This window comes from Luteimonas sp. A534, assembly GCF_054072805.1.
Window position 1 is genome coordinate 529076 of sequence record NZ_JBSVRR010000002.1, and the last position, 24929, is coordinate 554004.

Here is a 24929-nt window from a genome sequence, read left to right on the forward strand (position 1 = left end):
ACCATGGCCGACACCGCACCCGACGCACCGGGCGAGGCCGCCGCCGCAGCGGCACCGCCCTCGCCCGAACCCCGCCCCCGCGCCTCCGCAGCGATGCTGGTCCTGGCCACGCTCGCCGTCGGCTACACGCTATGGGCGGCCCAGGGCCTGGTGCTGCCGGTGCTCCTGGCGATGTTCTTCGCCCTTATCGGCAACCCGGTGATCCGCGCGCTGCACCGGCTCTACGTGCCGCGATTCCTCGCCGCGTTGCTGGTGCTGGTCGGCGGCATCGCGGCCACCGGCCTGCTCGGCCAGCAGCTGCTGGCACCGGCCATGGACTGGATGCAGGAAGCGCCGCGGCAGATGCGCCAGATCGGCAAGGAGCTGAGCGCGCTGGTCGAGCCGGTGCACGAGGCCGGCCGCGTGGCCGAGGACATCGCGCGCCAGGCCAGCGGCGACGGCGGCGGCAAGGTCGAGGTCGTGCGTACGCAACAGGATGATCCCTACGGCCTGGTCACCCGGGCGCCGCGCGCAGTGGGCGGCGTGCTCGCGGTGGTGCTGCTCACCTTCTTCTTCATGGTCTTCGGCGAGGACCTGCAGCGCCGCGCGATCGCGCTCCTGCCCACCCGGCAGCGGCAGAAGATCACGGTCGAGATCATGCAGTCGATCGAGCGCGACGTGTCGCGCTACGTGTTCACCATCACCCTGATCAACGCTGCCGTGGGCCTGGTGCTGGCGGCGATCCTGCACTGGGGCCTGGGGGTCGAAGTCCCGGAGGCGCTGCTGTGGGGCACGATCGCCATGCTGCTCAACTTCGCGCCCTACGTGGGGCCCGCGATCGGCGTGGTGCTGATGTTGGCGATGGGCTTCGTGAGCTGGGACGAGGTCGGGCCGTCGCTGATGCCGGCGGGGATCTACCTGGGACTGCACACGCTGGAAGGCCAGCTGGTGACGCCGCTGGTGCTGGGGCAGCGGATGCAGCTGTCGCCGCTGGTCCTGATCCTGGCGCTGCTGGTGTTCGGCTGGCTGTGGGGCATCGTCGGCCTGCTGCTGGCGGTGCCGCTGCTGGTGTGCGTGAAACGCGTGCTGGCGCGCATCGACGGCCTGCAGGGCTGGGCGCGGCTGCTCGGTTAGCCGCGCCGTACAATGGCGACATGGCCTTCGCCGTCCGCGCCATCACCCTCGACCTCGACGACACCGTCTGGCCCTTTGCGCCGATCGGCGTGCGCATCGAGCGCGTGCTCGACGAATGGATGCGGCGGCACAGTCCGGCGACCGCGGAGATGTTCCCGGTCGAGGGAATGCGCGCGCTGCGCGAGCGCGTGGCCACCGAGCATCCGGCGCTGTACCACGACATGTCCGCGCTGCGCCGCCTGACCCTGGAGGCGGCCCTGCGCGAAAGTGGCGGCGACGTGGCGCTGGCGGACGCGGCCTACGATGCCTTCTTCGCCGAGCGCAACAAGGTGGAGTGCTATCCCGACGCGATCCACGCGCTGGAACGCATCAGCGCCGTGCTTCCCATCGCCGCGCTCAGCAATGGCAACGCCGATCTCGCCCGCATCGGCCTGGACCACCTGTTCACCGCCCAGCTCAGCGCCTGCAGCTTCGGTTCCGCCAAGCCCGATCCCGCGATCTTCCTCGCCGCCTGCGAGCTGCTGGGCGTGCCGCCGGCCGAGGTGCTGCACGTGGGCGACCACCCCGAGGCCGACGTGGCCGGGGCCGCGCGCGCGGGCCTGCGCAGCTGCTGGATCAATCGCGCCGATGACGCCGGCCACCGGGTGCAGTGGCAACACGCCGAGGTCGAACCCGACCTTCATTTCGATTCCCTGGCCGCACTGGCCGACTGGCTCGAGGCGGCGCGGTCCGCTTCGGGCGAACGCATCCGGAGCACCCCCGCATGAGCCTTCCCCATTGCTACGTTCCCGCCGCCGGTTCCACCGGCGCGCGGCCGCTGCACATCGTCGACCGCAGCGGACTGGATGCCTGGCGCGCGACGCAGCCTGCAGCCGTCATGGCGTGGCTGGACGCGCACGCCTTCGACGCCTCGCCCTGCAGCTGCCTGGCGCTGCCGGGAAGCGACGGCACCCCGGCCGGCGCCGTCATCGGCGTGGGCGACATGCTCGATCCCTGCAGCTACGCCCACGCACCGCGCACGCTGCCTGCCGGCGCCTGGGCACCGGCGGACGGACTGGCCGCCGACGCGCTGCGCGCCCTGCAGCTCGGCTGGGGCCTGGGCAGCTATGCCTTCGACCGCTACCGGACGCCGAAGCCCCTGGCTGCGCACCTGGTGCTGGTCGATGCCGATGCCGAAGCGCTGGACGTCCTCGCAGCCTGCGCGCGCGTACGCGACCTGGTGAACACCCCCACGCAGGACATGGGGCCCGATGAGCTCGAAGACGTGGCGCGCGGCATCGCCGGCGCCCACGGCGCCACCTTCACCGCGATCACCGGCGATGCGCTGCTCGAGCAGAACTTCCCCGCCATCCACGCCGTTGGCCGCGCGTCACACCGTGCGCCGCGCCTGTTGGAACTGCAGTGGGGCGACGCTTCGCATCCGCACGTCGCCATCGTCGGCAAGGGCGTGTGCTTCGACACCGGCGGCCTGGACATCAAGCCCGCCGACGGCATGCGCAACATGAAGAAGGACATGGGCGGCGCCGCGCACGCGATCGGGTTGGCCGAACTGGTCATGGCCCGTCGCCTGCCGCTGCGCATCACCCTGCTGGTGCCGGCGGTGGAAAACGCGATCGGTCCCGACGCCTTCCGCCCCGGCGAGGTCATCGCCACGCGCACCGGCGTGAGCGTGGAAATCGACAACACCGACGCCGAAGGCCGGGTGATCCTCGGCGACGCGCTGGCCTATGCCGGCGAACAGGCGCCGGACCTGATCCTCGACTTCGCCACCCTGACCGGCGCCGCGCGCATCGCGCTCGGCCCCGACCTGCCTGCGCTCTTCAGCAACGACGATGCGCTGGCGCAGGCGTGGCTGGACGCGGGCATGCAGGTGCGCGACCCGCTCTGGCGCATGCCGCTGTGGCGGCCGTACCTGCGCTACCTGACCAGCAAGGTCGCCGACATGGCCAACGCCGGCTCGAAGATGGCCGGCAGCGTAACCGCCGCGCTGTACCTGGAGCGTTTCGTGCCCAAGGACATGCCCTGGGCACACCTGGACACCTATGCCTGGAACGACAGCGATCGCCCCGGCCGCCCCGCCGGCGGCGAGGCGCTGGGCCTCCGCGCCGCCTACGAAATGTTGAAAGCCCGCGCAGCCTAGGCGCGAAGCATCGATCCCCGCCCCCCTTGGCAGCCCCCTTTGTGGGAGCAGCCCTTGTGGGAGCGGCTACAGCCAGCCCTTCTGGCGGGCCAAGCGTGCGGCCTCGATGCGGTTGCCGACGCCAAGCTTGCCGATCGCCTCTGACAGATAGTTGCGCACCGTGCCCTGCGAGAGGCCCAGCACGGCGGCGATCTCGCCCGCCGACTGTCCCTCGCCGGCCAGCCGCAACACCTGGCGCTCGCGCTCGTTGAGCGGATCGACTTCCGACCAGGCCTCGAGCGCGAGCTGCGGATCGATCGCACGACCGCCGTCGTGCACCTTGCGCAGCGCCGCGGCCAGCTCTTCGGCCGGGGCGTCCTTGAGCAGGTAGCCCCGCACGCCGGCGTCGAGCGCGCGGCGCAGGTAGCCTGCGCGCGCGAACGTGGTGACGATCACGACCTTCGTCACCAGCCCGTGGCGCTGGATGCGCTGCGCCAGTTCCAGGCCGGTGAGTCCGGGCATCTCGATATCGGTGACCAGCAGGTCAGGCGTGGTCCGCTGCAGCTCGCGCCAGGCCGCCTCGCCGTCTGCCGCGGTGGCCACGACCTCGATATCGGCCTCCATCGCCAGCAGGGCAGCCAGCGCGCCGCGCAGCATGGCCTGGTCCTCGGCAAGCACGATACGGATCATCCGACGCCCTCCACCGCCGCTGCGTCTGCGTCTGCGGCTGCGTCGGCGCCCGCGACGGGTTCGATCGCCGTCACGGCGGCCAGCGGCAGCCGCGCTTCAAGCACGGTGCCGCTTCCACGCGCTGACACGACGTGCAGGCTTCCTCCGAGCGCCTCGAGCCGCTCGCGCATGCCGCCCAGGCCGTTGCCTGGCGCAATCGCACCGCCGCGGCCGTCGTCGTGGATGCGCAGCAGCACGCCGTCCGCGTCCGCCCGCAGCGTGATCCCGGCACTGCGCGCACGGGCATGGCGCTGGATGTTGGTCACTGCTTCGCGCAACACGAGCGCCAGCGTGGTCTCTGCCGGTTGCGTCAGGTGGGCACCGGCCAATCCGCTCTCGTCCCAGTCGTGACGCAGCGATACGCCATCGCATTCCAGCAGCAGCTTGGCCGATGCCAGCTCGGCGGCGATGCCGGCCGCGCGGATGCCGCTGACCGCCGAGCGCACCTGCGCCAGCGCGTCGCGCGCGACCCGGCTCACGGCATCGATCTCGCTGCGCGCCGCCGCCGGATCGCGCTCCACCAGGCGTGCGGCGAGGTCGGACTTCAGCGCCACCAGCGACAGCGTGTGTCCGAGCAGGTCGTGCAGGTCGCGGCCGATGCGTTCGCGCTCGGCGAGCGCGGCCAGGCGGCGGATCTCGTCGTGCGAGAGCCTGAGCGCGGCGTCCTTGCTGTGGCCGACCTGCTCGGCGTGGATCAGCAGGCCGACGATCACCGTGACCAGTGGCAGCCAGACGAGCGCCTGCCAGGGATAGCCGACCGCCAGCGCGAGGCCGACGAACGCGGCATTGAGCACCGCGAGCAGCAGCAGGTAGCGGTACAGCGAACCGGCGCGCCAGCCGCGAAGCATCACGCAGCCGAACACGAAGTAGCTCATGCCCGAGGGATACCAGGGCAGCAGCACCAGGCTGAGCGCGACCATCCCCAGCGCGTAGTACAGCGCCTCCCGCCCGGGTCGGAGCAGCACCCCGGCGTACAACAGCACGAACAGCGGATACGACAGCAGGGTCAACGCCGCCCAGCGCAGGTCGTAGCCGCCGGGCACGAACAGCGGGGTAATGAACACCCACACCGTCCACATCAGGTGCACCCACTCGATCCACGGCGGCCGGCCCTGGCGCATCGTCACCGCGATGAGCGAATCCGGCGCCGGGGACAGCCAGGCGCGCCAGCCCTTGGACGCCGGAGGTGGAGTGACCGCTTGCCGCATGGGGCGATGATGCCCCATGTCAGCGCAGCTCGACCTGGTCGATGTACAGCTCGAACACACCCTCCGGCTGGCCGGCGGTGATCGCGATCGCGCGCAGCGTGGCCGCGTCGGCGCCGGCAAACGACGACAGCGGCATCCGCACCTCCTGCCAGTCCGGCCCGGCGACGAAGGACTGCATGCTCGGCATCGCCTGCATCGACGGGCCGGAGAACAGCATCGCCTGGTAGCTGCGGCCGTCGCCGCGCGCCTGGAACACCAGTTCGCTGCGCGCCGAGGCGTCGACCGGCTGCATCGGCTGCGCGCCGGGATGGAACATGGTGCCGGCCCAGGGGAAGGCGAAGCCGGGGCGGATCTTGCCCGTGACCCGCAGCGCGCCGCGTGAACCGGCCGCGCCGCCCTCGGACCAAGCCTGCTCCGCGACCGACGTGCCGCCGGCCATGGCGTCGGTGGTGATCTGCCAGCCGTGGCCGAAGCGCACGCCGGTACCGCCATCCTCGAAGTCGGCGACCAGGGCGCCCTCGGCGATCACGGGCGCCGCCGACGCCTGGTCGATGCGCTGACGGGCGACGGCGTGGCCGTTCTTCCAGATGCCGACGATGGCGCGCGTGGCTTCGATGTCGGCGGTCGGATCGCCCTCGACCAGCAGCAGGTCGGCGCGCAGGCCGGGCGCGATGCGGCCGCGGTCGTCGAGTGCGAAGCGGCGCGCGGGCAGGGAGGTCGCGGCGGCCAGCGCGTCGGCCGGCGACAGCCCGGCGCGCACCAGCAACGCCAGTTCGCCGTGCAAGCTGATGCCGTGCGCGGTGCCGGGGTTGCCGGCGTCGGTGCCGGCGAGGATGTCGACACCGGCGGCGTGCAGCGCAGCCACGCTGCGCAGCGCCGCGTCGAGCTTCTGAGGGCGCGGCGGACCGGGGAAGGCGGCCGCGAGCGTGGCGCGCTGCTCCGCGTCCGTCCACGGCGACAGGCGCGCGTCATCGGCGAGCGCGGCGCCGCTGCCGTCCTGGGCGAAGCCCGCGATCACCGACAGCGTCGGCACGACGAAGCTGCCCGCGGCCTTCGCAGCGGCGACGAACTCCGGCGATGCGGCCACGTCGTGGAAGACGTGCACCAGTCCGTCGGCGCCCGACGCCACCGCGTGCAGCGCATCGGCCTGCGTGGCGGCGTGGACCACGGCGAGGCGCCCGTGCGCCTGCGCGGCAGCGATCGCCCCGGTCACCTGCGCCGGCGTGATCGTCGGCAGCCGGCGTCCCTCGGAGTGGGTGCTGAAGTCCTCGACGATCAGCTTGATGTAGTCCGATCCCTCGGCCACGCGCGCGGCAACGAAGGGCGCGGGGTCGGCACCGGCGGCGAGCGTGGGCACCGGGATGCCGAACTGCGTGCCATGGCCGCCCTCGGTGGTGACGGTGGCGCCGGCGGTCCACAGGTCGGCCCCGTCGACGGCGTCCAGCGATTCGCGCTGCGCGCGCAGCTGCGGGATGCGGTTCCAGTCGCCGAACATGTCCAGCTCGGCAGTGACGCCAAAGCGCAGGGCATCGCGCTGCGCGTGGCCCCAGCTATGGGTATGCGCATCGATGAAGCCCGGCAGCAGGGTCCTGCCGCCGCCGTCGACAACCTCGATGTCCGCGGGGATCGCGACATCGGCGCCCACGGCCTCGATGCGGCCGTCGCGGACGATGACATTGGCGGCGGGCAGCACGCGTTCGCCGTCGAAGACGCGCACGTCGGCGATGGCGAAGGCGGCGCCCTGCCCGCCCGAGGGCAGCGTCGCGGCGTGCGCGTTGTCTGCTGCGGGGCGCGTCTGGGCCTGGGCGACGACCGCGCCCGCCACGGCGACGGCGATGACGCTTGCGGCAAGGACCTGGGGCCAGCGTTTCATGGAAAGACTCCTGTTCGTCCGGTGTGCACACAGGCTGGACGCCTCCGGGTACCGGGTGCAGTCCAGCCGATCACGCATCGCGCATGACAGTCGTCAGGTGACGCTGCGGGCCCGATGCCGTCACACTCGGCCCCCTGCCACCGTCGGGGATTCCATGAACACGAAAGCAGACCTGCTGCGCGAACTCCGCATCGACCGCCAGCCCACGCCACCGCCCTCGCGGCGCGGCCTGTGGATCACGCTCGGCGTGGCCGTCGCCGTCCTGCTGCTTGCCGGGCTGGCCTGGGCGCTGCTGGGCGGCGAGCGCGGCGTCGAGGTGCGCACCGCCACCGCGGTCGCCACCGGCGGCGGCGGCGGCGCCACGTCGGTGCTCGACGCCAGCGGCTACGTGGTCGCGCGGCGCATGGCCACGGTCTCGGCAAAAATCACCGGCCGCGTGCGCGAAGTGCTGATCGAGGAAGGCATGGCAGTGGAGGAAGGCCAGGTCATGGCCACGCTCGACCCGGTCGATGCCGATGCGCAAAACGACCTCGCCCAGGCCCAGCTCGGCGCCGCGCGCAGCCAGGCGGACTCGGTGCGTGCCCAGCTGGTCGAGGCGGAGGCACAGGCCAGGCGGCTTGAATCGCTTGTCGGGCAGCAGCTGGTGTCGCGCGCGCAGTTCGACCAGGCGGTGGCGCAGCGCGATTCGCTGCGCGCCCAGCTCACCACCGCGCAGCGCAATGCGCAGGTTGCCGGCGAGCAGCTGCGCATCAGCGACATCGGCGTCGACAACACCGTGGTGCGCGCACCGTTCTCCGGCGTGGTCATCGCCAAGGCCGCGCAGCCGGGCGAGATCATCTCGCCGCTGTCGGCCGGCGGCGGGTTCACCCGCACCGGCATCGGCACCATCGTCGACATGGACTCGCTCGAGGTCGAGGTCGACGTCGGCGAGGCCTACATCGGCAGGGTGCAGCCGAAGATGCCGGTCGAAGCCACGCTCAATGCCTACCAGGACTGGAAGATCCCGGCGGAAGTGATCGCGATCATCCCCACCGCCGACCGCGGCAAGGCCACCGTCAAGGTGCGCGTGGCGCTGAAGGAAAAGGATCCGCGGATCGTACCCGACATGGGCGTGACCGTGAGCTTCCTCGAGCGCGCGCCGGAGCCGGCCGACGACGACGGGCCGCGCGGCGTGCGCGTGCCGGCGGCGGCCGTGGCCGCGCGTGACGGCGGCGATGTCGTCTTCGTCGTGGCCGGCAGCGACGACGATGCCGTGGCCGAGCGGCGCAGCGTCAGCACCGACGGCACCGGCGGCGCCCAGCGCACCGTGCTTTCCGGAATCGCCCCGGGCGAAACCGTGGTGCTCGACCCGCCCGCCGGACTCGCAGACGGCGACAGGATCCGCGTCACCGCCCAATAACCCCGTACTGCGCGCAGCCCGCGCGGCCCGCAATCAACACGAGGCATGCCCATGACCACCCTGGTATCGATCCGCAACCTCAGCAAGTCCTACCAGCGCGGCCCCGAGAAGGTCGAAGTGCTGCACGGCCTGGACCTGGACATCGCATCCGGCGATTTCGTCGCGCTGATGGGCCCGTCGGGTTCGGGCAAGACCACACTGCTCAACCTCATCGGCGGTCTCGATGCGCCCAGCGGCGGCGAGATCGAGATCGACGGCCAGCGCATCGACAGCATGGGCGCCGGGCAGCTGGCGACCTGGCGCAGCCGCAACGTCGGCTACGTGTTCCAGTTCTACAACCTGATGCCGGCGCTCAGCGCGCAGAAGAACGTGGAGCTGCCGCTGCTGCTCACGAAGCTGGGTGGCGCGCAGCGCAAGCGCAACGCGCAGATCGCGCTGGAGCTGGTGGGCCTGTCCGACCGCACCTCGCACAAGCCGTCCGAGCTGTCCGGCGGCCAGCAGCAGCGCGTGGCGATCGCGCGCGCCATCGTTTCCGACCCGACGCTGCTGATCTGCGACGAGCCCACCGGCGACCTCGACCGGCAGTCGGCCGAGGAGATCCTGGGCCTGCTGCAGGAGCTCAACCGCGAGCACGGCAAGACCATCGTCATGGTGACGCACGACCCGAAGGCAGCCGAACACGCCAGCCACACCCTGCACCTCGACAAGGGCGTGCTGGTCGAACAGCAGTCGCACGCGGCATGAGCCGCGCCGGCAACCGGAGGAGGTCGACATGAAGTACTTCCACCTGGTCTGGGCGGCGCTGTTCCGGCGCAAGACCCGCACCTTCCTGACGCTGGCCTCGATCATGGCCGCGTTCCTGCTGTTCGGCCTGCTCGACGGCATCCGCACCAGCTTCGCCCAGCTCGGGCAGAACGCCGACGGCGCGCAGCGCTTGCAGACCGCGTCGAAGCTGTCCTTCATCGAGACCCTGCCGCTGTCGCTGCAGTCGCGGATCGTGGCCATCGACAACATCGAGGCCGTGACCCACGCCAACTGGTTCGGCGGCACCTACCAGGGGCCGCGCAACCAGCTGTTCACGCTCGCCGTGGCATCGAACTACCTCGAGCTCTATCCGGAGGTCGAAGTCGAACCCGCGCAGCTCGAGGCCTGGAAGCGCAACCGCACCGGCATGCTGGTCGGTGAAACCATGATGGAACGCTTCGACTGGAAGGTCGGGCAGCGCGTCCCGCTGCAGTCGGCCATCTATCCCAACAGCGACGGCACGCTGGACTGGGCCTTCGACATCGTCGGCGTGCTGCGCACGAAGGACGGCGAGGGCGGCGGCTTCACCGGCGCGATGATGCTGATGCACTACGACTACTTCGAGGAGTCCACGCCCTACGTCGACGGCGACGTCGGCTGGTACATCAGCCGCGTGTCCGACGTGCGCCGCAGCGACGCGGCGGCCAAGGCGATCGACGCACTCTCGGCCAACTCGCCGCACGAGACCAAGACCATGAACGAGCAGGCGGCGATGGCCTCGCAGCTCAAGCAGATGGCCGACATCGGCCTGATCGTGGGCTCGATCATGGGCGCGGTGTTCTTCACCCTGCTGCTGCTGACCGGCAACACGATGGCGCAGGCGGTGCGCGAACGGACTTCGGAGCTTGCGGTGCTGAAGACGATCGGCTTTTCCAGCACCAGCGTGCTGGCGATGGTGCTGGCCGAGTCGATGCTGATGGTGGTCATCGGCGGCACGCTCGGCCTGGGCCTTGCATCGGTGATCGGCAAGGCGGCCACCGCCGGCAGCGGCGGCATGGTCAACCTGCCGCCGGTGGGTGTCGAAAGCTGGATGCTCGGACTGGGGCTGATGCTGGCCATCGGCCTGCTGGTGGGCGCGCTGCCGGCGATACGCGCCATGCGCCTGAACATCGTCGACGCCCTCGCGGGCCGCTAGGAGCACGCCATGAAGAAGCTCAAGTCCTTCCTGCGCGGTACCGGCCTGGTGCTGCTGCTGGTCGCGTTCCTCGCGGCCTGGATCCTGCTGCCGTGGCAGGCGCTGCTCGCGGTCGCGGTGGCCTTCGCGCTGTGGATGCTGCTCACCCGCAGCGGCCGCCAGGCAGCATCCGTCACCCGGGTCGGGGTCAGCACGCTCTCGCAGCGCCTGGGTTCGTCGTCGGTGGTGATCATCGGCATCGCCGGCGTCGTCGGCGTGCTGGTGGCGCTGCTGGCCATGGCCGAGGGCTACCGGCACACGGTCAGCAGCAGCGGCGACGAGACCACGGCGATCGTGCTGCGCGGCGGCTCCGCGGCCGAGCTGATGTCGGTGATCTCGCGCGACGCCATCACCACCATCGAGCGCGCGCCGGAGATCGCCCGCGACGCAGAGGGCCGGCCATTGGCCTCGCCCGAACTGGTGGTCGCGGCCAACCTGCCGATCCGCGGCGGCGACGCCGGCGTGGACGGCAGCGTGCAGCTGCGAGGCGTCGGCGACATGGCCTGGGCGGTGCGGCCGAACGTGCAGCTGGTCGAGGGCCGGCGCTTCGAGACCGGCATGCGCGAACTGGTGGTCGGCACGGGTGCGCGCCGCCAGTTCCTCGGCCTGGACCCCGGCAGCGAAGTGCGCCTGGGCAACCAGTCATGGACGGTGGTCGGCGTGTTCGAGTCGGGCGACTCGATGGCGTCCGAGATGTGGGCCGATGCGGAGGTGGTCGCCACCACCTATCGCCGCGGCAGCAGCCGCGCCTCGGTGTTCGCGCGGCTGACCGATGCCTCGGCGTTCAACGCCTTCAAGGCCACGCTGGCCGCCGACCCGCGGCTGCAGGTCGAGGCCCAGACCACGCTGGAATACTTCCAGGCGCAGTCCGAAGGCATCTCCAAGGTGCTGCGCATCATCGGCATCGTGGTCGGTTCGATCATGGCCATCGGCGCGGTGTTCGGCGCGCTCAACACCATGTTTGCCAGCGTCGCCTCGCGTGCGCGCGAAATCGCGACGCTGCGCGCGATCGGCTTCCGCGGCATCCCGGTGGTGGTGGCGGTGATGCTGGAAACGATGCTGCTCGCGGCGATCGGCGGCGCGCTCGGCGGCCTGCTGGCCTGGCTGGTGTTCAACGGCTACACCGCGTCGACCCTGGCTGGCGGCATGTCCCAGCTCACCTTCGAGTTCAAGGTCTCGCCAGGGCTGCTGTGGGAAGGCCTGAAGTGGGCGCTCGCCATTGGCTTCGTTGGCGGTCTGTTCCCGGCCCTGCGCGCGGCCACCATGCCGGTGACCGACGCCCTGCGCGCGGCCTGAAGGCCGCGGCGCCCGCGCCTGCACGGGGCCGCGCGACAGCGGCACCTGCAGGCACGGCGGATGCGGTTCGCAGCCGCGGTCGGTTCAGGCCTGCTGGGCCACGACCCGCCGCCGCGCACGGATGAAGCCGTCGACGGCGAACACCGCCAGGCCGATCCAGATCACCGCGAAGCCGATCGCGCGGTCGCGGCCGAAGGACTCACCGAACACCAGCACGCCGCACAGCAGCTGCAGCGTCGGCGCCAGGTACTGCAGCAGCCCGACGGTGGTCAGCGACACCTGGCGCACCGCGTAGGCGAAGCCGATCAGCGGCAGCGCGGTGAGCGCGCCGCCGAGCACCAGCAGCAGGTTGCTGCCCAGGCCCCAGCGCAGGTCGGTGAAACCACCGCCGCCGCCCAGCTCAAGCCAGGCCAGCAGGCCCGCGGCCGGAATCAGCAAGTACAGGTTCTCGACGCCCAGCCCCGCCACCGCGTCAACCTGCGCCTGGCGGCGGATCAGGCCATAGAGCGCGAACGAACCCGCGAGCGCCATCGCGATCCACGGAAAGCTGCCGTAGTTGAAGGTCAGCCAAAGCACGCCGCAGGCGGCGAGTGCCACGGCCACCCACTGCGCCGGCGCCAGCCGCTCGCGCAGGAAGACCACGCCGATCACCACGTTGAGCAATGGATTGATGAAGTAGCCCAGGCTGCTTTCGACCACGTGCCCGGCGTTGACCGCCCACACGTACAGGCTCCAGTTGAAGCCGATCAGCATGCCCGATGCGAACAGCATCAACGCCAGCCGCGGCTGCGAGAGCACCGCGCGCAGCCAGCCGTGGCCGCGGGTGAGCGTCAGGTAGGCCGCCACCAGCACCGCCGACCACAGCGCCCGGTGCGCCACCACCTGTAGCGAGGGCACGTGCTTGAGCAGGTGCCAGTACAGCGGCATCAGGCCCCAGATGATGAAGGCCCCCACCGCCATCCACAGGCCGCGGGTATGGGTGCTGGTGCTCATCGACGCACGACCGCGTCGGGCGCGGGCGCCGGGGTCGATGTGGCCTGCGTGGCGGAGCCGTCGGATTCCGCGGCCACTGCCAGCCCCGCGGCCACCACGGGCGTCGCGGCGGCGATCTGCCGCGCGCTGCGCCTGCGCCTGCCGGCGCTGACCGTGATCGCGACCACGCCAACCAGGATCACGGCCATCGCGCCGAGGTCGTTGATGCCGAAGCGCTCGCCCGCCAGCCACGCGCCCAGCAGCACCGCGATCAGCGGGTTGACGTAGGCATAGCTGCCGGCAAGCGTCGCGCGCACGTTCTGCAGCAGCCAGGCATAGGCCGAGAACGCCAGGATCGAACCGAACACCGCCAGGTAGCCCAGCGACAGCGTGCCGCGCAGCGTCGGCATGGCGGTGATGCGTTCACCGAGCAGCCAGCCCGCGACCAGCATCAGCACGCCGCCGCACAGCATCTGCGAGGCCGCGGTCATGAAGGGCTGCGGCAGGGCACGGCCGCGGCTCCAGATCGACCCGAAGGCCCAGGCCAGCGGCGCGATCAGGAGCGCGATCAGCCCCTGCGGCGAGGCCGTGAGCGCGCTGCCGGCGTTGAGCCAGATGACGCCGGCGAAGCCGATCACCAGCCCCGCAAGTTCGATGCGCGAGGGGCGCTCGCCGCGCAGCGCCGCGAACAGGCCCATCCACAGCGGGCACGAGGCCACGGCCACCGCGGCCAATCCCGACGACACCGTCTGCTGCGCGATGCAGACCATGCCGTTGCCGAGGCCAAGCAGCAGCGTGCCCATGATCGCGAGGTCGCGCCATTGCGCCCGGGTCGGGGCTGGCACCTTGCGCGCGCGCAGCACCGCATACAGCAGCCCGCCCGCGGCCAGGAAGCGGATGCCCGCCATCAGCAGCGGCGGATAGCCGCCTTCAAGCGCGAAGCGGATGCCGAGGTAGGTCGAACCCCAGACCAGGTAGAGCGCGGACAGCGCAAGCGCGACCGCGATCGCGGCCGGCGGCGGGCGGGTGGAAGCAAGGGACGGCGAAGCGGCACCCATGGTGGCGTCCGGGGCGTTGGAGTGGGAGGGAGATCGGTCGACGGGAGTCCGCCGGCCGAGGCGGTGATTCTACTCCGCCGCCCGGCCTTGGCCGCACCCTCGCCCCTGTGGGAGCAGCTACAGCTGCGATCAACGTCCGGCATTCAAGCAGCAGGCCGACAACGACCTATCGCGCAGCTAAAGCTGCTCCCACAAACAGCTTGCTTCAGCTCTCAGCGCGCCCAGCGGCCGGGGCCCGTGGACTCCGGCAGTACCGCCGCCGACAGCTGGCGGTCGGCGTTGAGCAGGCGTACCGCATCGGCAAGGATCGCGGCGGTTTCGCGCAGCAGCGGGTCGGGGCGCTGTTCGGCGGCTTCCTCGCGCGCCGTGTCGGCAGCGATGTCGCGCTCGTTGGCGGTCAGGCCGTCGTCCGCGGCAAGCTCGGCCAGCGGATCCAGGTCCAGGCCCAGGCGCTTGCGTTCTTCCTGGCGATCGGTGCGCTTCGCCGCCTGGCGATCGCGCTCGGCGCGGCGTTCGGCCTCGTTGAGCGAGATGTAGTCCTTGTCGGCCTCGGCGCGGAACTCGGCCACGTCTTCCTTCCACCACTGGAACTCGCGGTCGGCGGCCACGCGGCCGGCATGAAGCTCGTCCAGGCGCGGGAGCAGCGGCGCGAAGTTGCCGTACTGCGTGTGCGGCACCGCCGAGATGCGCGTCCAGGGCAGCGCGTTGTCGTATGTGCTTTCGCCGAACTCGCTGCCGTTGACCGTGGCCGGGAAACGGATGTCGGGCACCACGCCCTTGTTCTGGGTGCTGCTGCCACCGGGCAGGAAGAACTGGGCGATGGTCATCTTGACCTGGCCGTGGCGCGTGCCCTCGTTGGCCGGCCAGCGGTCGAGGTCGAACAGGTTCTGCACCGTGCCCTTGCCGAAGGTGGTCTCGCCGATGACCAGCCCGCGGCCATAGTCCTGGATGGCGCCGGCGACGATCTCGGAAGCGGACGCCGAACCGCGGTTGACCAGCACCGCCAGCGGACCCTCCCAGGACACCCCGGCCTTGCGGTCGGCCTCGACGTTCACCCGGCCACCCGACTCTCGCACCTGCACCACCGGGCCGGTGTCGATGAAGAGGCCGGTCAGCTCCACCGCTTCGTTGAGCGAGCCGCCGCCGTTGTTGCGCAGGTCCAGCACGATGCCGTCCATGCCCTGCTCGCGGAACTCGCCGAGGATCCGCGCGACGTCGCGAGTGGCCGAGGCGTAGTCGCCGTTGCGGCTGCGCCGGCCCTCGAAGTCCTGGTAGAACGCCGGCAGCTCGATCACGCCGATGCGCTTGGCATCGCCGACCGGGCTTGCGGGAATGTCGATCACCTTGGACTTGGCCGCCTGCTCTTCCAGCCGCACCTTGGCGCGGGTGAGGGTGATGCGCACGGGTTCGCTGTCGAGCAGCGCCTCCACCGGCACCACGTCCAGCCGCACCTGGCTGCCGGCCTTGCCCTTGATCTTTTCGACCACGTCGTCGATGCGCCAGCCGATCACGTCTTCCATCGGCCCGCTCCGGTCCTGGCCGACGCCGACGATGCGATCGCCGGGGGTGAACTTGTTGCTGCTCGCGGCGGGGCCGCCGGCGATCAGCTCACGGATCACCACGACGTCATCCTGCTTCTGCAGCTGCGCGCCGATGCCTTCCAGCGACAGCGACATGCTCTGGTTGAACAGGCCGGCGGTGCGCGGGTTGAAGTAATCCGTGTGCGGGTCGATTGAAGAGGTGTAGGCGTTGAGGAAGGTCTGGAACGCGTCTTCGTTGTTGAGCTGGGCGACGCTGGTGGAGATGTTGGCGTAGCGCTTGTCGAGCGTCGCGCGGATCTCGGACGGCTCCTTGCCCGCAAGCTTCAGGCGCAGCCAGTCGTTGCGCACAGACTTCTTCCACAGCTCGTCGAGCTCCGCGCCGTCCGCGGCCCAGGCCGCGTCCTCGCGGTCGTAGTACCAGCGCTCCTCGCCCTCGAAATCGAAGATGTCCTGCTTCAGCAGGCTGCGTGCGTACTCCACGCGCTGGTCCACGCGCTGCTTGTAGACCGCGTACATCTCCATCGCCGGCCCGGTGTCGCCATTGCGCACGGCTTCACCCATGCGCGACTCGAAGGGCTGGAAGCGTGCGACGTCGGCCGCGTCCAGGAACAGCTTGTTGCCGTCCAGCGCTTCCAGGTAGCGACGGAAGATGTCCTGCGACAGGGTCGCGTCCAGCCCACGCGGCCGATAGGCGTAACGGCTGTCGGACAGCAGGCCGTAGACCAGCTTCGACGTGGTCGCGTGGTCCGCGGTCGGTGCCGCCGGGATTGCGTCTCCGTCCGCGCGCGCCATGAGCGCCAGCGGCATCGCGAGGGCCAGCGCAATGGCGGTGGCGGACAGGGCTTGGCGTGCTTTCATGCGTTCGGCTCGGTGCTCACGTGGGGGGCGCAGCGTCCTCGCACCATGCCGTTTCCGGATAGGGGCCGGACAGTGCTGGAAGTCGCATCATGGTGCCCGAAGCCACTCTAACCGCGGCCACGGGGCGGGGTGTGAACAATTCGCCAAGCGGCGCGCTGGCGCTCAGCCGGCGACGCCGGCACCTGCGGCCTGGCGGTCGGCATGGTAGGACGAGCGCACCAGCGGCCCGGAGGCGACGTGGGTGAAGCCGAGCGCCATCCCGTAGTCCTCGAAGGCCTTGAACTCCTCGGGCGTCCAGTAGCGCAGCACCGGGTGGTGGTGGGCGCTTGGCTGCAGGTACTGGCCGATGGTGATCATGTCGACATCGTGCGCACGCAGGTCGCGCAGGGTGGCCTGCACCTGCTCCAGGGTCTCGCCCAGGCCGAGCATGATCCCGGACTTGGTGGCGATGTCCGGGTGCTGGGCCTTGAAGCGCTTGAGCAGGGTCAGCGACCACTGGTAGTCGGCGCCCGGGCGCACGTTGCGGTACAGGTCCGGGACGGTTTCGACGTTGTGGTTGAAGACGTCCGGCGGATTGGCGGCCAGGATCTCCAGCGCGCGGTCCATGCGGCCCTTGCCGCGGAAGTCCGGCGTCAGGATTTCGATCTTCGTGGACGGCGTGGCCGTGCGGATGGCCGCGATGCAGTCGACGAAGTGCTGGGCACCGCCATCGCGCAGGTCGTCGCGGTCGACCGAGGTCACCACCACGTACTTCAGGCCCATGTCGGCGACGGTCTCGGCCAGGCGACGCGGCTCGTCCGCATCCGGCGGCTTCGGCCGGCCGTGGGCGACGTCGCAGAAGCTGCAGCGGCGGGTGCAGACCTCGCCCAGGATCATGAACGTGGCGGTGCCATGGCCGAAGCACTCGTGGATGTTCGGGCAGCTGGCGTCTTCGCACACCGTGACCAGGCGGTTCTCGCGCAGCTTCGACTTCAGCGCAGCCACCGCGCCGTTGGACGGGATCCGGACCCGGATCCACGACGGCTTGCGCAGTACCGGCGCATCCACGAACTGCACCGGCGACCGCGCGATCTTGTCCCCCGCCACTTGCTTCACGCCCGGCACCAGGGACGGCGGCGCATCGGCGACGACTTCGAGCGGGATGGACTTGGCGGCGGGGATGTTGGTCATGATTTTTTGGCCACGGATTTACGCGGATGAACGCGGATAAAGCGGAGAAGCTCTGCCGCTAAGGCTTTTGCCCCTGATCCGCGTCATCCGCGTAAATCCGTGGCAAAAGCGCTCTCTTCCGCAGCCTCCACCGCCGACAAACCGAACTGCGCGGCAAGGGCCGCGACCAGCGCGGGGCGGGCGGCTGCGAGGCTTGCGGGACCGCCGCATTCTACCACCGAGGTCACTTCCAGCCCGGCGTAGCCGCAGGGGTTGATGCGGTGGAACGGCTCCAGGTCCATGGCGATGTTGAAGGCCAGGCCGTGGAAGGTGCAGCCGCGGCGCACGCGGATGCCGAGCGCGGCGATCTTGGCGCCGTTGTCGACGTACACGCCCGGCGCGCCGTCCCGGCGCTGCGCGGCGATGTCCCAGCCGGCCAGCGTGTCGATGATCGCCTGCTCGATCCTGCAGACGTAGTCGCGCACGCCGACCTTCATCCGCTTCAGTTCGAACAGTGGATAGGCCACGAGCTGGCCGGGGCCGTGGTAAGTCACCTGGCCGCCGCGATCGACCTTCAGCACCGGGATGTCGCCCGGCGCCAGCACGTGTTCGGGCTTGCCGGCCTGGCCGAGCGTGAACACCGGGTCGTGCTCGACCAGCCACAGTTCGTCCGGCGTGTCCGCATCGCGGGCGTCGGTGAAGGCCTGCATCGCGCGCCACACCGGTTCGTAGGCACGCCGGCCGAGGTCGCGCACCAGCAGCGGACGTGCGCCCGGAGCGGCTACAGCGTCCACTTCACCTCGGGGTGTTCGCGCAGCGCGGCGTGCGCGCTCTCGTACTCTTCGCGCGAATTGGCACGGAAGCTCAGGCGCACCGACACGTAGCGGCCGCCGCTCGAAGGCCGGATGGTCAGCGTCTCGTGGACCACGGTCAGTCCCGCTGCGCGCAGCAGGTTCGGCACCTCCACCTCGAGCCGGGCCGAAGCCGGACCCATGGCGGTGATCTCGAAATCGCCGGGGAACTGGAAGCCGTGGTCGGGATTGTCGGATTTGATCTCCATCGACCGATTATGGGGCCGCGCCGCCGGGTTCCCAACGCCGTGGCCGCAACAGCGCGGCCCGGGCATTGCAACGATCGGCGTCCCCTGGCGGTGGTGGAGCGCGTTCGACGATGGACAGGGGATACCCCCGTCTCAGCGGAGCCGCCCGTGTCGCGCCCTGGGCACCATCGCGGTGATCGAGCCGACCGGCCAGAACTGGTGGACCGGCCAGCGCCTGGCGGCGCCGGCATGCAGGCGATGCAGGCCGAGCGCGCGCTGGCGTCCTCGGGCGAGCTTCGCGGCGGCACCAACATCGGCGGCCTGGTCGGCGGCCTGCTCGGCAACCGGCACGCGGCGGCGGTGGTCGGCGGGGTCAACCTCAAGCGCAGCACGGCCGACGTGGTGCTGACCGTCACCGATGCGCGCTCCTCGGAGCAGGTCGCCATGACCGAAGGCCATGCCAGCAAGACCGATGTCGGCTGGCAATGCCAGCCAGGCGGTCACCCTGACCCGCCCGGGCCGGCTGCTGAAGTCAGCTGACGGCAGCGGCGGCGCCGTGCGCGACCTCGATCCGGGGATGCTGCTCTATCCCACCGGCGTCAAGGAAGGAACGATGTGGGAGGTGGAGGACGAGGTCGGCAACCGCGGCTGGATCAATTCCGCCCAGCTCTCGAACGCGCGCTGACCCCGCCGGATCCCCTCTCCAATCGCGGCTGTAGCCGAGCCCCTCCTACACCGACTGCCACCACATCAGCAGTTCGTGCCACAAGCGCTTGAAGAAGCCGGCTTCGGGCACTTCTTCCAGCGCCACCAGCGGCGCCTCGGCCACCTGCTTGCCGTCGAGCATCACCCGCACCGTGCCCACGGCCTGGCCGCGCTCGAGCGGCGCCACCAGGGTGCGCGGCACGTCCATGCTCGGCTGCAGCTTCGCGTACTGGCCGCGCTGCATGCTCACCAGCAGCGGCTGCGCCACGCCAAGGCCGATCTCGTTGACCTTGCCCTTCCAGATCTTCTGGGTGGCCACCGGTTCGCCGGCGGCGTAGAGCTCGTGGGTCTCGAAGAAGCGGAAGCCCCAGTTGAGCAGGGCCTGGGAGTCGGTCGCGCGCTTGGATTCGCTGGTCGAGCCCATCACCACCGAGATCAGGCGCTGGTCGCCGCGCTTGGCCGAAGCCATCAGGCAGTAGCCGGCGCCGGAGTGGTGGCCGGTCTTGATGCCGTCCACGCTCGGGTCGCGCCACAGCAGCACGTTCCGGTTCATCTGCGGGTCCATGCGCCCGACCTGGAACTCCTTGATCTTGTTGTAGGCGTAGTGGTCGGGAAAGTCGCGGGCCAGCGCGCGGCCGAGCAGGGCCAGGTCGCGCGCGGTGGAGAAGTGCTCCGGGTGCGACAGGCCATGCGAGTTCACGAAGTGCGTGTTCTCCATGCCGATACGCGCAGCGTAGGCGTTCATCAGCGCCGCGAAGGCCTCCTCGGAGCCGGCAACGTGCTCGGCCAGGGCGATCGCGGCGTCGTTGCCCGACTGCACGGTCATGCCCTTTTCCATCTCGATCAGCTTGGCGGTCTTGTTGACCTCGAAGCCGCTGTAGCTGCCGTCGGTGCCGGCGCCACCGCTGCGCCAGGCGTTGACGCTCATCATCACATCGTCGTCGTTGCCGAGCTTGCCAGCCGCCATCTCGGCGGCGATCACGTAGCTGGTCATCACCTTGGTGATGCTCGCGGGCTCGACGCGCTCGTCGATGTTCTCCCCCGCCAGCACCTGGCCGGTGGCGTGATCCATCAACACCCAGGCGGTGGCGGTGACATCGGGCGCGCTGGGCACGGGCAGCTCTTCGCTCAGTGCAGGCGCCGGCGCGGGAGCAGGCTGGGCGGGCGCGGGATCCTGGGCAAAGGCAAGGCCGAGCGTGGCGACGGAAACAGCGGCGAACAGCGCGACGCGGACGGCGTGGGCTTTCATCAGGCAGGGAACTCCGGAAACTTCGGGCCGCCCGCGTACGGACGGCATGGACAAGAGGCTATTTTAACCGCGCGAGTCACTCGCGCACGGGGTGCGGCGCACCGAACCCCAGACCCGCGACGCGGGCGCTGAGTTCCGCGACCACGGTTGGCGCCACCGGTCCGACGCGCAGGCGCCAGACGGGCTTGCCGGCGGCACTGCCGTCGTACAGCCGCGCGCCGGCGATGCCGGCCCTGCCGAGCAGGGCCAGCGCGCGCTCGGCATTGGCCCTGGACCCGAAGGCCGCGACCTGCAGGAGCACGCCGGCACCGGAGTCTGACGTCCGGCCCGGAGGGGCTGCAGCGACCGGGGTGGAAGAGGACGCAAGGGCGGAGCTCGCCGAGGGTGTTGGTGAAGGCGCAGCCGGCGTATTCGCGTTCGCGTTCGCGGCCGCGCTCGCCACGGCACCCGGCGCGGCCGAGCCATAGGGGTCGGGCTTGCCCGCGCGACCCGTGGCAACACGCGCGCGGCGGGACTTCATCCAGGCGTCGAATTCGTCAGCGGTCATCGCGCGGCCGTCCTGGTGCATGTCGAAGCGCCAGTCCTGCGCTGCGTCCGGCTGCGCGGCAGGCAAGCCCGCCACGAGGCCATCCATCGCGCTCGGCGGCATCGGCTGCGGCCGGCCGGTGGCCACGCGTACACCGGGCGGCAGGCCGGTCGCCGGATCGATCGCGGCGACGCGGGTATCGGGCTGGTGGCGCGCGTTTTCGCCGGGGCTCAGTGCACGCACCTCCACGCGCGCGGTGCCGCGCGGATGCACGCCGATCTTCACCGCCGCGGCATAGCTGAGATCGACCACCCGCCCCTCGTGGAAGGGGCCGCGGTCATTCACCCGCACGACCACCGACTTGCCGTTGTCGAGGTTGGTCACGCGCGCGAAGCTCGGCAGCGGCAGCGACTTGTGTGCCGCAGTGAACGCGTACATGTCGTAGACCTCCTGGTTGGAGGTCAGGCGGCCATGGAATTTCTGCCCGTAATAGGACGCCTGCCCGGTCTCGACGAAGCCCTCGGCGTCGTCAAGCACGTGGTAGGACTTGCCCAGCACCTTGTACGTCGGGCGGTTGCCATGGCGCGATCGCTCCAGCGCCACCACCTCCGGCTCGGGGATCGCGTCCACGTCGGGGACGTAGTCGGGGGTCGTGTCCGCGACGCCGGGCTTGTACAGGCCGCCAGCCACGTAATCGCCGCGGGTGGATGGATCTTCCCGCGCCGGCGCGTAGGGCGAGACCCTCGGCCCATCCGCGGGCCCGGGCGTCGCAGGTGCTTCGCCGGTGGGCGCCGGGGCGCGCTTGGGCGCACCTGCGCAGCCGGCCAACAGCAGCACCGCGGCGGCGATCGCCCAGCACGCGGGCTTCGCGCGCCACGGACTCATTGCGGTTCGCGCCCCGCGATCGCCTGCGCCAGCTGGTGCACGGCCAGCGAATACATCGGCGAGCGGTTGTAGCGGCTGATGACGTAGAAATTGCGGTAGCCGAGCCAGTACTCGGGGCCGTTCGCGCCATCGAAGGACAGCAGGGTCGCGCCCTCGGCGAGCGGCTGGCCGGGCAGTGGCCGGTAGCCACGCTCGGCAAGGGCCGGCAGTGGATGCACCGGATCGAGGCCATCGGGCTTGAAGTCCGCGGCATCCGCGTCGCGACTGGCACGCGCGACCACCGGGGCCCCGCGTTCCCAGCCATGGATCACGAAGTAGTTGGCGATCGAGGCGAACACGTCGGGCTTGTGGGTGAGCAGGTCGCGGCGGCCGTCGCCGTCGCCGTCCTTCGCCCACAGCCGGTAGCTGGACGGCATGAACTGGCCCATGCCCATGGCGCCGGCATAGCTGCCCTTGAGCGCGACGATGTCGAGCTGGGGCTCTTCCTTGGCCAGCGCGAACAGCTGCGCCAGCTCGCCGGCAAAGAAGGGCGCGCGCTTCGGGAAGCCGAAGGCCAGCGTGTACAGCGCATCGAGCACGCGATGGTTGCCGGTGATGCGGCCGTAGCTGGTCTCGACGCCGATGATGGCGACGATGTACTCGGCCGGCACGCCGGTCTCCGCGGCCACGCGGTCGAGCGCCTCGCGGTTCTCGGCGTAGAAGGCCTTGCCGCCGCTGATGCGGGCATCGTTGATGAAGATCGGGCGGTAGTCGCGCCAGGGACGCACGGCCTCGGCGGGGCGCGACATGGCGTCGATGATCGACTGCCTGTGCTCCGCGCCCGCGAGCACGCTGCGGATATGCGCGCGATCGACGCCGTAGGTGGTCGCGGTGTAGTCGACGAAGGCGGCGATGCGCTGCTCGCGGCCGATCGTCGGATCGGTCACCGACGGCGGTGCGACCGGGCGCTCCGGGGGCTGTGGCACGGCAGGCAGCAGCGCGGGCGCCGCATCCTGCGGGACAGGCACGATCGGGGCTTGCGGTCCTGTCGCGTCCGCCGCTTCCGGCGGGGTTGCCGCAGGGGTTGCACAGGCGAACAGCGCGGACGAAACAAGGGCGGCGGTGAGGATTGCCAGCGGATGTTTAAGCATCTTCGGGAGCGTATCACGCAGCCCCGCGGGCTTGGCTTGGCGCCACCTGAACGCCGGTTGCGGCGCGTGCGCCGGAGCCACTTGCGGTCACGGCGTGCGGCCATTCCTCCCCATGACGATACGCACATACATGCGGTATGCGAGCGGGAGACGCTGCGGGCTCCAAAACCAACGGAAGGAATGGACATGACCCGCGCGGAACGCTATCTCACCCTCTATGCCGGCGTGCTCACGGTCGCCGTCGCCACGGCGCTGCTGACCGGCGCCACCTCGGGCAACAGCGCCACGTTCGAGGAGCTCGACGTGCAGCGGCTCAACCTGCGCGAACCCGACGGCACCCTGCGCTACGTACTGTCCAGCTCGGCGCGGTTCCCGGGCGCCATCATCAAGGACCAGGAGTACGAGCATCCCCGTCCACAGGCCGGCATGCTGTTCTACAACGACGAAGGCTCGGAAGTCGGGGGCCTGATCTTTGCCGGCAGCAAGGGGCCCGACGGCAAGGTCCGCTCCGGCGGCAGCCTGACCTTCGACCGCTACGAGCAGGACCAGGTCGTGCAGATCATGGGCCTGGACCAGGGTGGCAATCGCGTGCTGGCCGGGATGCAGGTCTCGGATCGCCCGGATCGCTCGATCGCCCTGGATTTCCAGGAGAAGGCCACGCTCGATGCCATGCCGGCGGACGAGCGCAAGGCACTCATGGCCGCCCGCAACAAGGAAAACCACTACGGCGCCGGCCGCTTGTTCGTGGGCCGCAACGGCGGTGGCGACGCGACCTTGATGCTGAGTGACGCCCAGGGCCTCCCGCGCATGCAGCTGAAAGTCACGCCGGAGGGTGCCGCCTCGATCGACTTCCTGGACGAAAAGGGAGACGTCACGGGCCAGGTGACGCCGGAGACGCTGCGCCCCGCCGCGCCCGCGGGCTGACCGTGCACGCGCGGCCGCCGCCACTGAGGCCGGCGGCCGCGCTCAGCGCCCGCGCACCGGTCGCCCGGCGTGGACCGCCATCACCACGCCCATGCCCGCGAGCAGCGACACCGCTGCGGTACCGCCGAAGCTCAGCAGCGGCATCGGCACGCCCACGACCGGCAGCAGCCCCGAGACCATGCCGCCGTTGACCAGCACATAGACGAAGAGCGCAAGTCCCAGGGCGCCGGCCAGCAACCGCCCGAAGCCGTCGCGCGACGCCGCCGCGATCCACAGGCAACGCCCCACCACCACCAGGTACAGGGCCAGCACCGTGACCACGCCGAACCAGCCGAACTCCTCCGACAGCACCGCGAAGATGAAGTCGGTGGTGTGCTCGGGCACGTAGTTGAGGTGTGACTGCGAGCCCTGCCCCCAGCCCTGCCCGCCCAGGCCGCCGGAGCCGATCGCGATCTTCGACTGGATGATGTTCCAGCCCGCGCCCAGGGGGTCCGATTCCGGGTCGAGGAACGTGAGGATCCGGTCCTTCTGGTACGGCCGCAGCAGCCAGACCCATGCCGCCGGCGCGACCGCCGCCGCCGCGGCTCCCGCGGCCACGAACCACCACCACGACATGCCGGCGAGGAACAGCACGAACACGCCGCTGGTGGCGACCAGCATCGCCGTGCCGAAGTCCGGCTGCAGCAGGATGAGCCCGGTGGGCAACGCCACCACCAGCATGCCCAACACGGTGGTCACGAAGCCCGGCGGCTGCGGGCGCTCGTTGAGATACCAGGCGACCGCCAGCGGCAGGCTGAGCTTGAGCAGCTCCGCGGGCTGGAAATAGAACACGCCCAGGTCGAGCCAGTGCGCGCCGCTGCGCCCGGTGCCCACGAACAGCACCGCCACCAGCGGCAGCAGCGACACCAGGTACACCGCCGGCGCCGCGTCGCGCAGCCGCAGCAGGGGCACCCGCGACAGCAGCCACAGCACGCCCAGGCCCACGCCGTAGCGCGCGCCCTGCGAGGTGACCAGGGCGGGATTCTGCCCACCCGCGCTGTACAGCACCGCCAGGCCGATGCCCATCAGCGCCACCAGCGCGCCCAGCAGCACCCAGTCCAGGGTGCGCACGAAGCGCTGCAGCAGCTCGAGCAGGAAGCCCAGGATGATGTTCAAGGCTGCAGCTCCACGCCGTCGTC

General features: G+C 70.7%; 22 protein-coding genes and 1 pseudogene. 10 read left to right on the top strand and 13 right to left on the bottom strand.

Annotation, left to right across the window (positions count from 1 at the left end; translation table 11 throughout):
- The first annotated feature begins 3 nt into the window (after positions 1-3).
- Genes ACW5F0_RS07125 through ACW5F0_RS07135 form a run of 3 tightly spaced genes read left to right on the top strand, consistent with a single transcriptional unit; the run spans position 4 to position 3253 of the window.
- Complete coding sequence (locus ACW5F0_RS07125) at positions 4-1113, top strand: AI-2E family transporter (protein ID WP_456965655.1); 1110 nt, start codon at positions 4-6, stop codon at positions 1111-1113.
- 20 nt (positions 1114-1133) lie between these two features.
- Positions 1134-1880: an HAD family hydrolase gene (locus ACW5F0_RS07130; RefSeq protein WP_456965654.1), complete on the top strand. Its 747-nt coding sequence runs from the start codon at positions 1134-1136 to the stop codon at positions 1878-1880.
- A complete protein-coding gene (locus ACW5F0_RS07135) occupies positions 1877-3253 on the top strand; it encodes a leucyl aminopeptidase family protein (RefSeq protein WP_456999389.1) in 1377 nt (458 codons plus the stop codon). Before ACW5F0_RS07130 ends, ACW5F0_RS07135 begins: the two co-directional genes overlap by 4 nt.
- Positions 3254-3319: 66 nt before the next feature.
- Here ACW5F0_RS07135 and ACW5F0_RS07140 read toward each other — a convergent pair whose 3' ends face one another.
- Genes ACW5F0_RS07140 through ACW5F0_RS07150 form a run of 3 tightly spaced genes read right to left on the bottom strand, consistent with a single transcriptional unit; the run spans position 3320 to position 7042 of the window.
- Positions 3320-3922, bottom strand: a complete 603-nt coding sequence (locus ACW5F0_RS07140; protein ID WP_456965652.1) for a response regulator — start codon at positions 3920-3922, stop codon at positions 3320-3322.
- Positions 3919-5169, bottom strand: coding sequence for a sensor histidine kinase (locus ACW5F0_RS07145; protein WP_456965651.1), 1251 nt, complete (start codon positions 5167-5169; stop codon positions 3919-3921). The genes ACW5F0_RS07140 and ACW5F0_RS07145 overlap by 4 nt, the downstream gene beginning before the upstream one ends.
- Positions 5170-5188: 19 nt before the next feature.
- Positions 5189-7042: a CIA30 family protein gene (locus ACW5F0_RS07150; RefSeq protein WP_456965650.1), complete on the bottom strand. Its 1854-nt coding sequence runs from the start codon at positions 7040-7042 to the stop codon at positions 5189-5191.
- Positions 7043-7196: 154 nt separating this feature from the next.
- Here ACW5F0_RS07150 and ACW5F0_RS07155 point away from each other — a divergent pair, with 154 nt between their 5' ends.
- From ACW5F0_RS07155 to ACW5F0_RS07170, 4 genes are read left to right on the top strand one after another with little or no spacing between them, the layout of a single operon-like run.
- Positions 7197-8441: an efflux RND transporter periplasmic adaptor subunit gene (locus tag ACW5F0_RS07155; protein ID WP_456999390.1), complete on the top strand. Its 1245-nt coding sequence runs from the start codon at positions 7197-7199 to the stop codon at positions 8439-8441.
- A 51-nt stretch (positions 8442-8492) separates the two neighbouring features.
- Positions 8493-9185 (top strand): ABC transporter ATP-binding protein, encoded by a 693-nt coding sequence (locus ACW5F0_RS07160; RefSeq protein ID WP_456999392.1) that lies wholly within the window; start codon positions 8493-8495, stop codon positions 9183-9185.
- A 28-nt stretch (positions 9186-9213) separates the two neighbouring features.
- Positions 9214-10380 (top strand): ABC transporter permease, encoded by a 1167-nt coding sequence (locus tag ACW5F0_RS07165; protein WP_456999393.1) that lies wholly within the window; start codon positions 9214-9216, stop codon positions 10378-10380.
- Positions 10381-10389: 9 nt separating this feature from the next.
- Positions 10390-11715: an ABC transporter permease gene (locus tag ACW5F0_RS07170; protein ID WP_456999394.1), complete on the top strand. Its 1326-nt coding sequence runs from the start codon at positions 10390-10392 to the stop codon at positions 11713-11715.
- Between the two features lie 84 nt (positions 11716-11799).
- Here ACW5F0_RS07170 and rarD read toward each other — a convergent pair whose 3' ends face one another.
- The 6 genes and pseudogenes from rarD to ACW5F0_RS07200 all read right to left on the bottom strand — a co-directional run bounded on the left by rarD (position 11800) and on the right by ACW5F0_RS07200 (position 18353).
- The gene (gene rarD / locus ACW5F0_RS07175) at positions 11800-12708 is read right to left on the bottom strand and encodes an EamA family transporter RarD (protein ID WP_456999395.1); all 909 of its coding nucleotides are present in this window, start codon (positions 12706-12708) and stop codon (positions 11800-11802) included.
- Between the two features lie 134 nt (positions 12709-12842).
- Positions 12843-13745 (bottom strand): annotated as a pseudogene (gene yedA / locus ACW5F0_RS07180) (drug/metabolite exporter YedA); the annotation flags it as partial.
- Between the two features lie 212 nt (positions 13746-13957).
- Positions 13958-16144 carry a carboxy terminal-processing peptidase gene (locus tag ACW5F0_RS07185; protein ID WP_456965644.1) on the bottom strand — a complete coding sequence of 729 codons (2187 nt, stop codon included), beginning with the start codon at positions 16142-16144 and terminating at the stop codon, positions 13958-13960.
- A 162-nt stretch (positions 16145-16306) separates the two neighbouring features.
- Positions 16307-17314 (bottom strand): lipoyl synthase, encoded by a 1008-nt coding sequence (gene lipA / locus ACW5F0_RS07190; RefSeq protein ID WP_456965643.1) that lies wholly within the window; start codon positions 17312-17314, stop codon positions 16307-16309.
- A gap of 83 nt (positions 17315-17397) precedes the next feature.
- On the bottom strand, positions 17398-18087 hold the full coding sequence (gene lipB / locus ACW5F0_RS07195; protein ID WP_456965642.1) for a lipoyl(octanoyl) transferase LipB: 690 nt from the start codon (positions 18085-18087) through the stop codon (positions 17398-17400).
- On the bottom strand, positions 18075-18353 hold the full coding sequence (locus ACW5F0_RS07200; protein WP_456965641.1) for a DUF493 family protein: 279 nt from the start codon (positions 18351-18353) through the stop codon (positions 18075-18077). Before ACW5F0_RS07200 ends, lipB begins: the two co-directional genes overlap by 13 nt.
- Positions 18354-18500: 147 nt before the next feature.
- Between ACW5F0_RS07200 and ACW5F0_RS07205 the strand changes: the two genes are divergently transcribed.
- Both ACW5F0_RS07205 and ACW5F0_RS07210 read left to right on the top strand, forming a co-directional pair.
- Positions 18501-18872, top strand: coding sequence for a hypothetical protein (locus tag ACW5F0_RS07205; protein ID WP_456965640.1), 372 nt, complete (start codon positions 18501-18503; stop codon positions 18870-18872).
- A 16-nt stretch (positions 18873-18888) separates the two neighbouring features.
- Positions 18889-19017, top strand: coding sequence for a hypothetical protein (locus tag ACW5F0_RS07210; protein WP_456999396.1), 129 nt, complete (start codon positions 18889-18891; stop codon positions 19015-19017).
- 45 nt (positions 19018-19062) lie between these two features.
- Here ACW5F0_RS07210 and ACW5F0_RS07215 read toward each other — a convergent pair whose 3' ends face one another.
- The 3 genes from ACW5F0_RS07215 to mltB all read right to left on the bottom strand — a co-directional run bounded on the left by ACW5F0_RS07215 (position 19063) and on the right by mltB (position 22827).
- A complete protein-coding gene (locus tag ACW5F0_RS07215; RefSeq protein WP_456965638.1) occupies positions 19063-20286 on the bottom strand; it encodes a D-alanyl-D-alanine carboxypeptidase family protein in 1224 nt (407 codons plus the stop codon).
- A 76-nt stretch (positions 20287-20362) separates the two neighbouring features.
- Positions 20363-21697: a septal ring lytic transglycosylase RlpA family protein gene (locus tag ACW5F0_RS07220; protein WP_456999398.1), complete on the bottom strand. Its 1335-nt coding sequence runs from the start codon at positions 21695-21697 to the stop codon at positions 20363-20365.
- Positions 21694-22827: a lytic murein transglycosylase B gene (gene mltB, locus ACW5F0_RS07225; protein ID WP_456965636.1), complete on the bottom strand. Its 1134-nt coding sequence runs from the start codon at positions 22825-22827 to the stop codon at positions 21694-21696. Before mltB ends, ACW5F0_RS07220 begins: the two co-directional genes overlap by 4 nt.
- Positions 22828-23013: 186 nt before the next feature.
- On the opposite strand from mltB, the gene ACW5F0_RS07230 reads away from it, so the two are divergent.
- A complete protein-coding gene (locus tag ACW5F0_RS07230) occupies positions 23014-23751 on the top strand; it encodes a hypothetical protein (protein WP_456965635.1) in 738 nt (245 codons plus the stop codon).
- Between the two features lie 42 nt (positions 23752-23793).
- On the opposite strand, the gene rodA is transcribed toward ACW5F0_RS07230, so the two are convergent.
- Positions 23794-24906, bottom strand: a complete 1113-nt coding sequence (rodA, locus tag ACW5F0_RS07235; RefSeq protein WP_456965634.1) for a rod shape-determining protein RodA — start codon at positions 24904-24906, stop codon at positions 23794-23796.
- Positions 24907-24929: the final 23 nt, after the last annotated feature.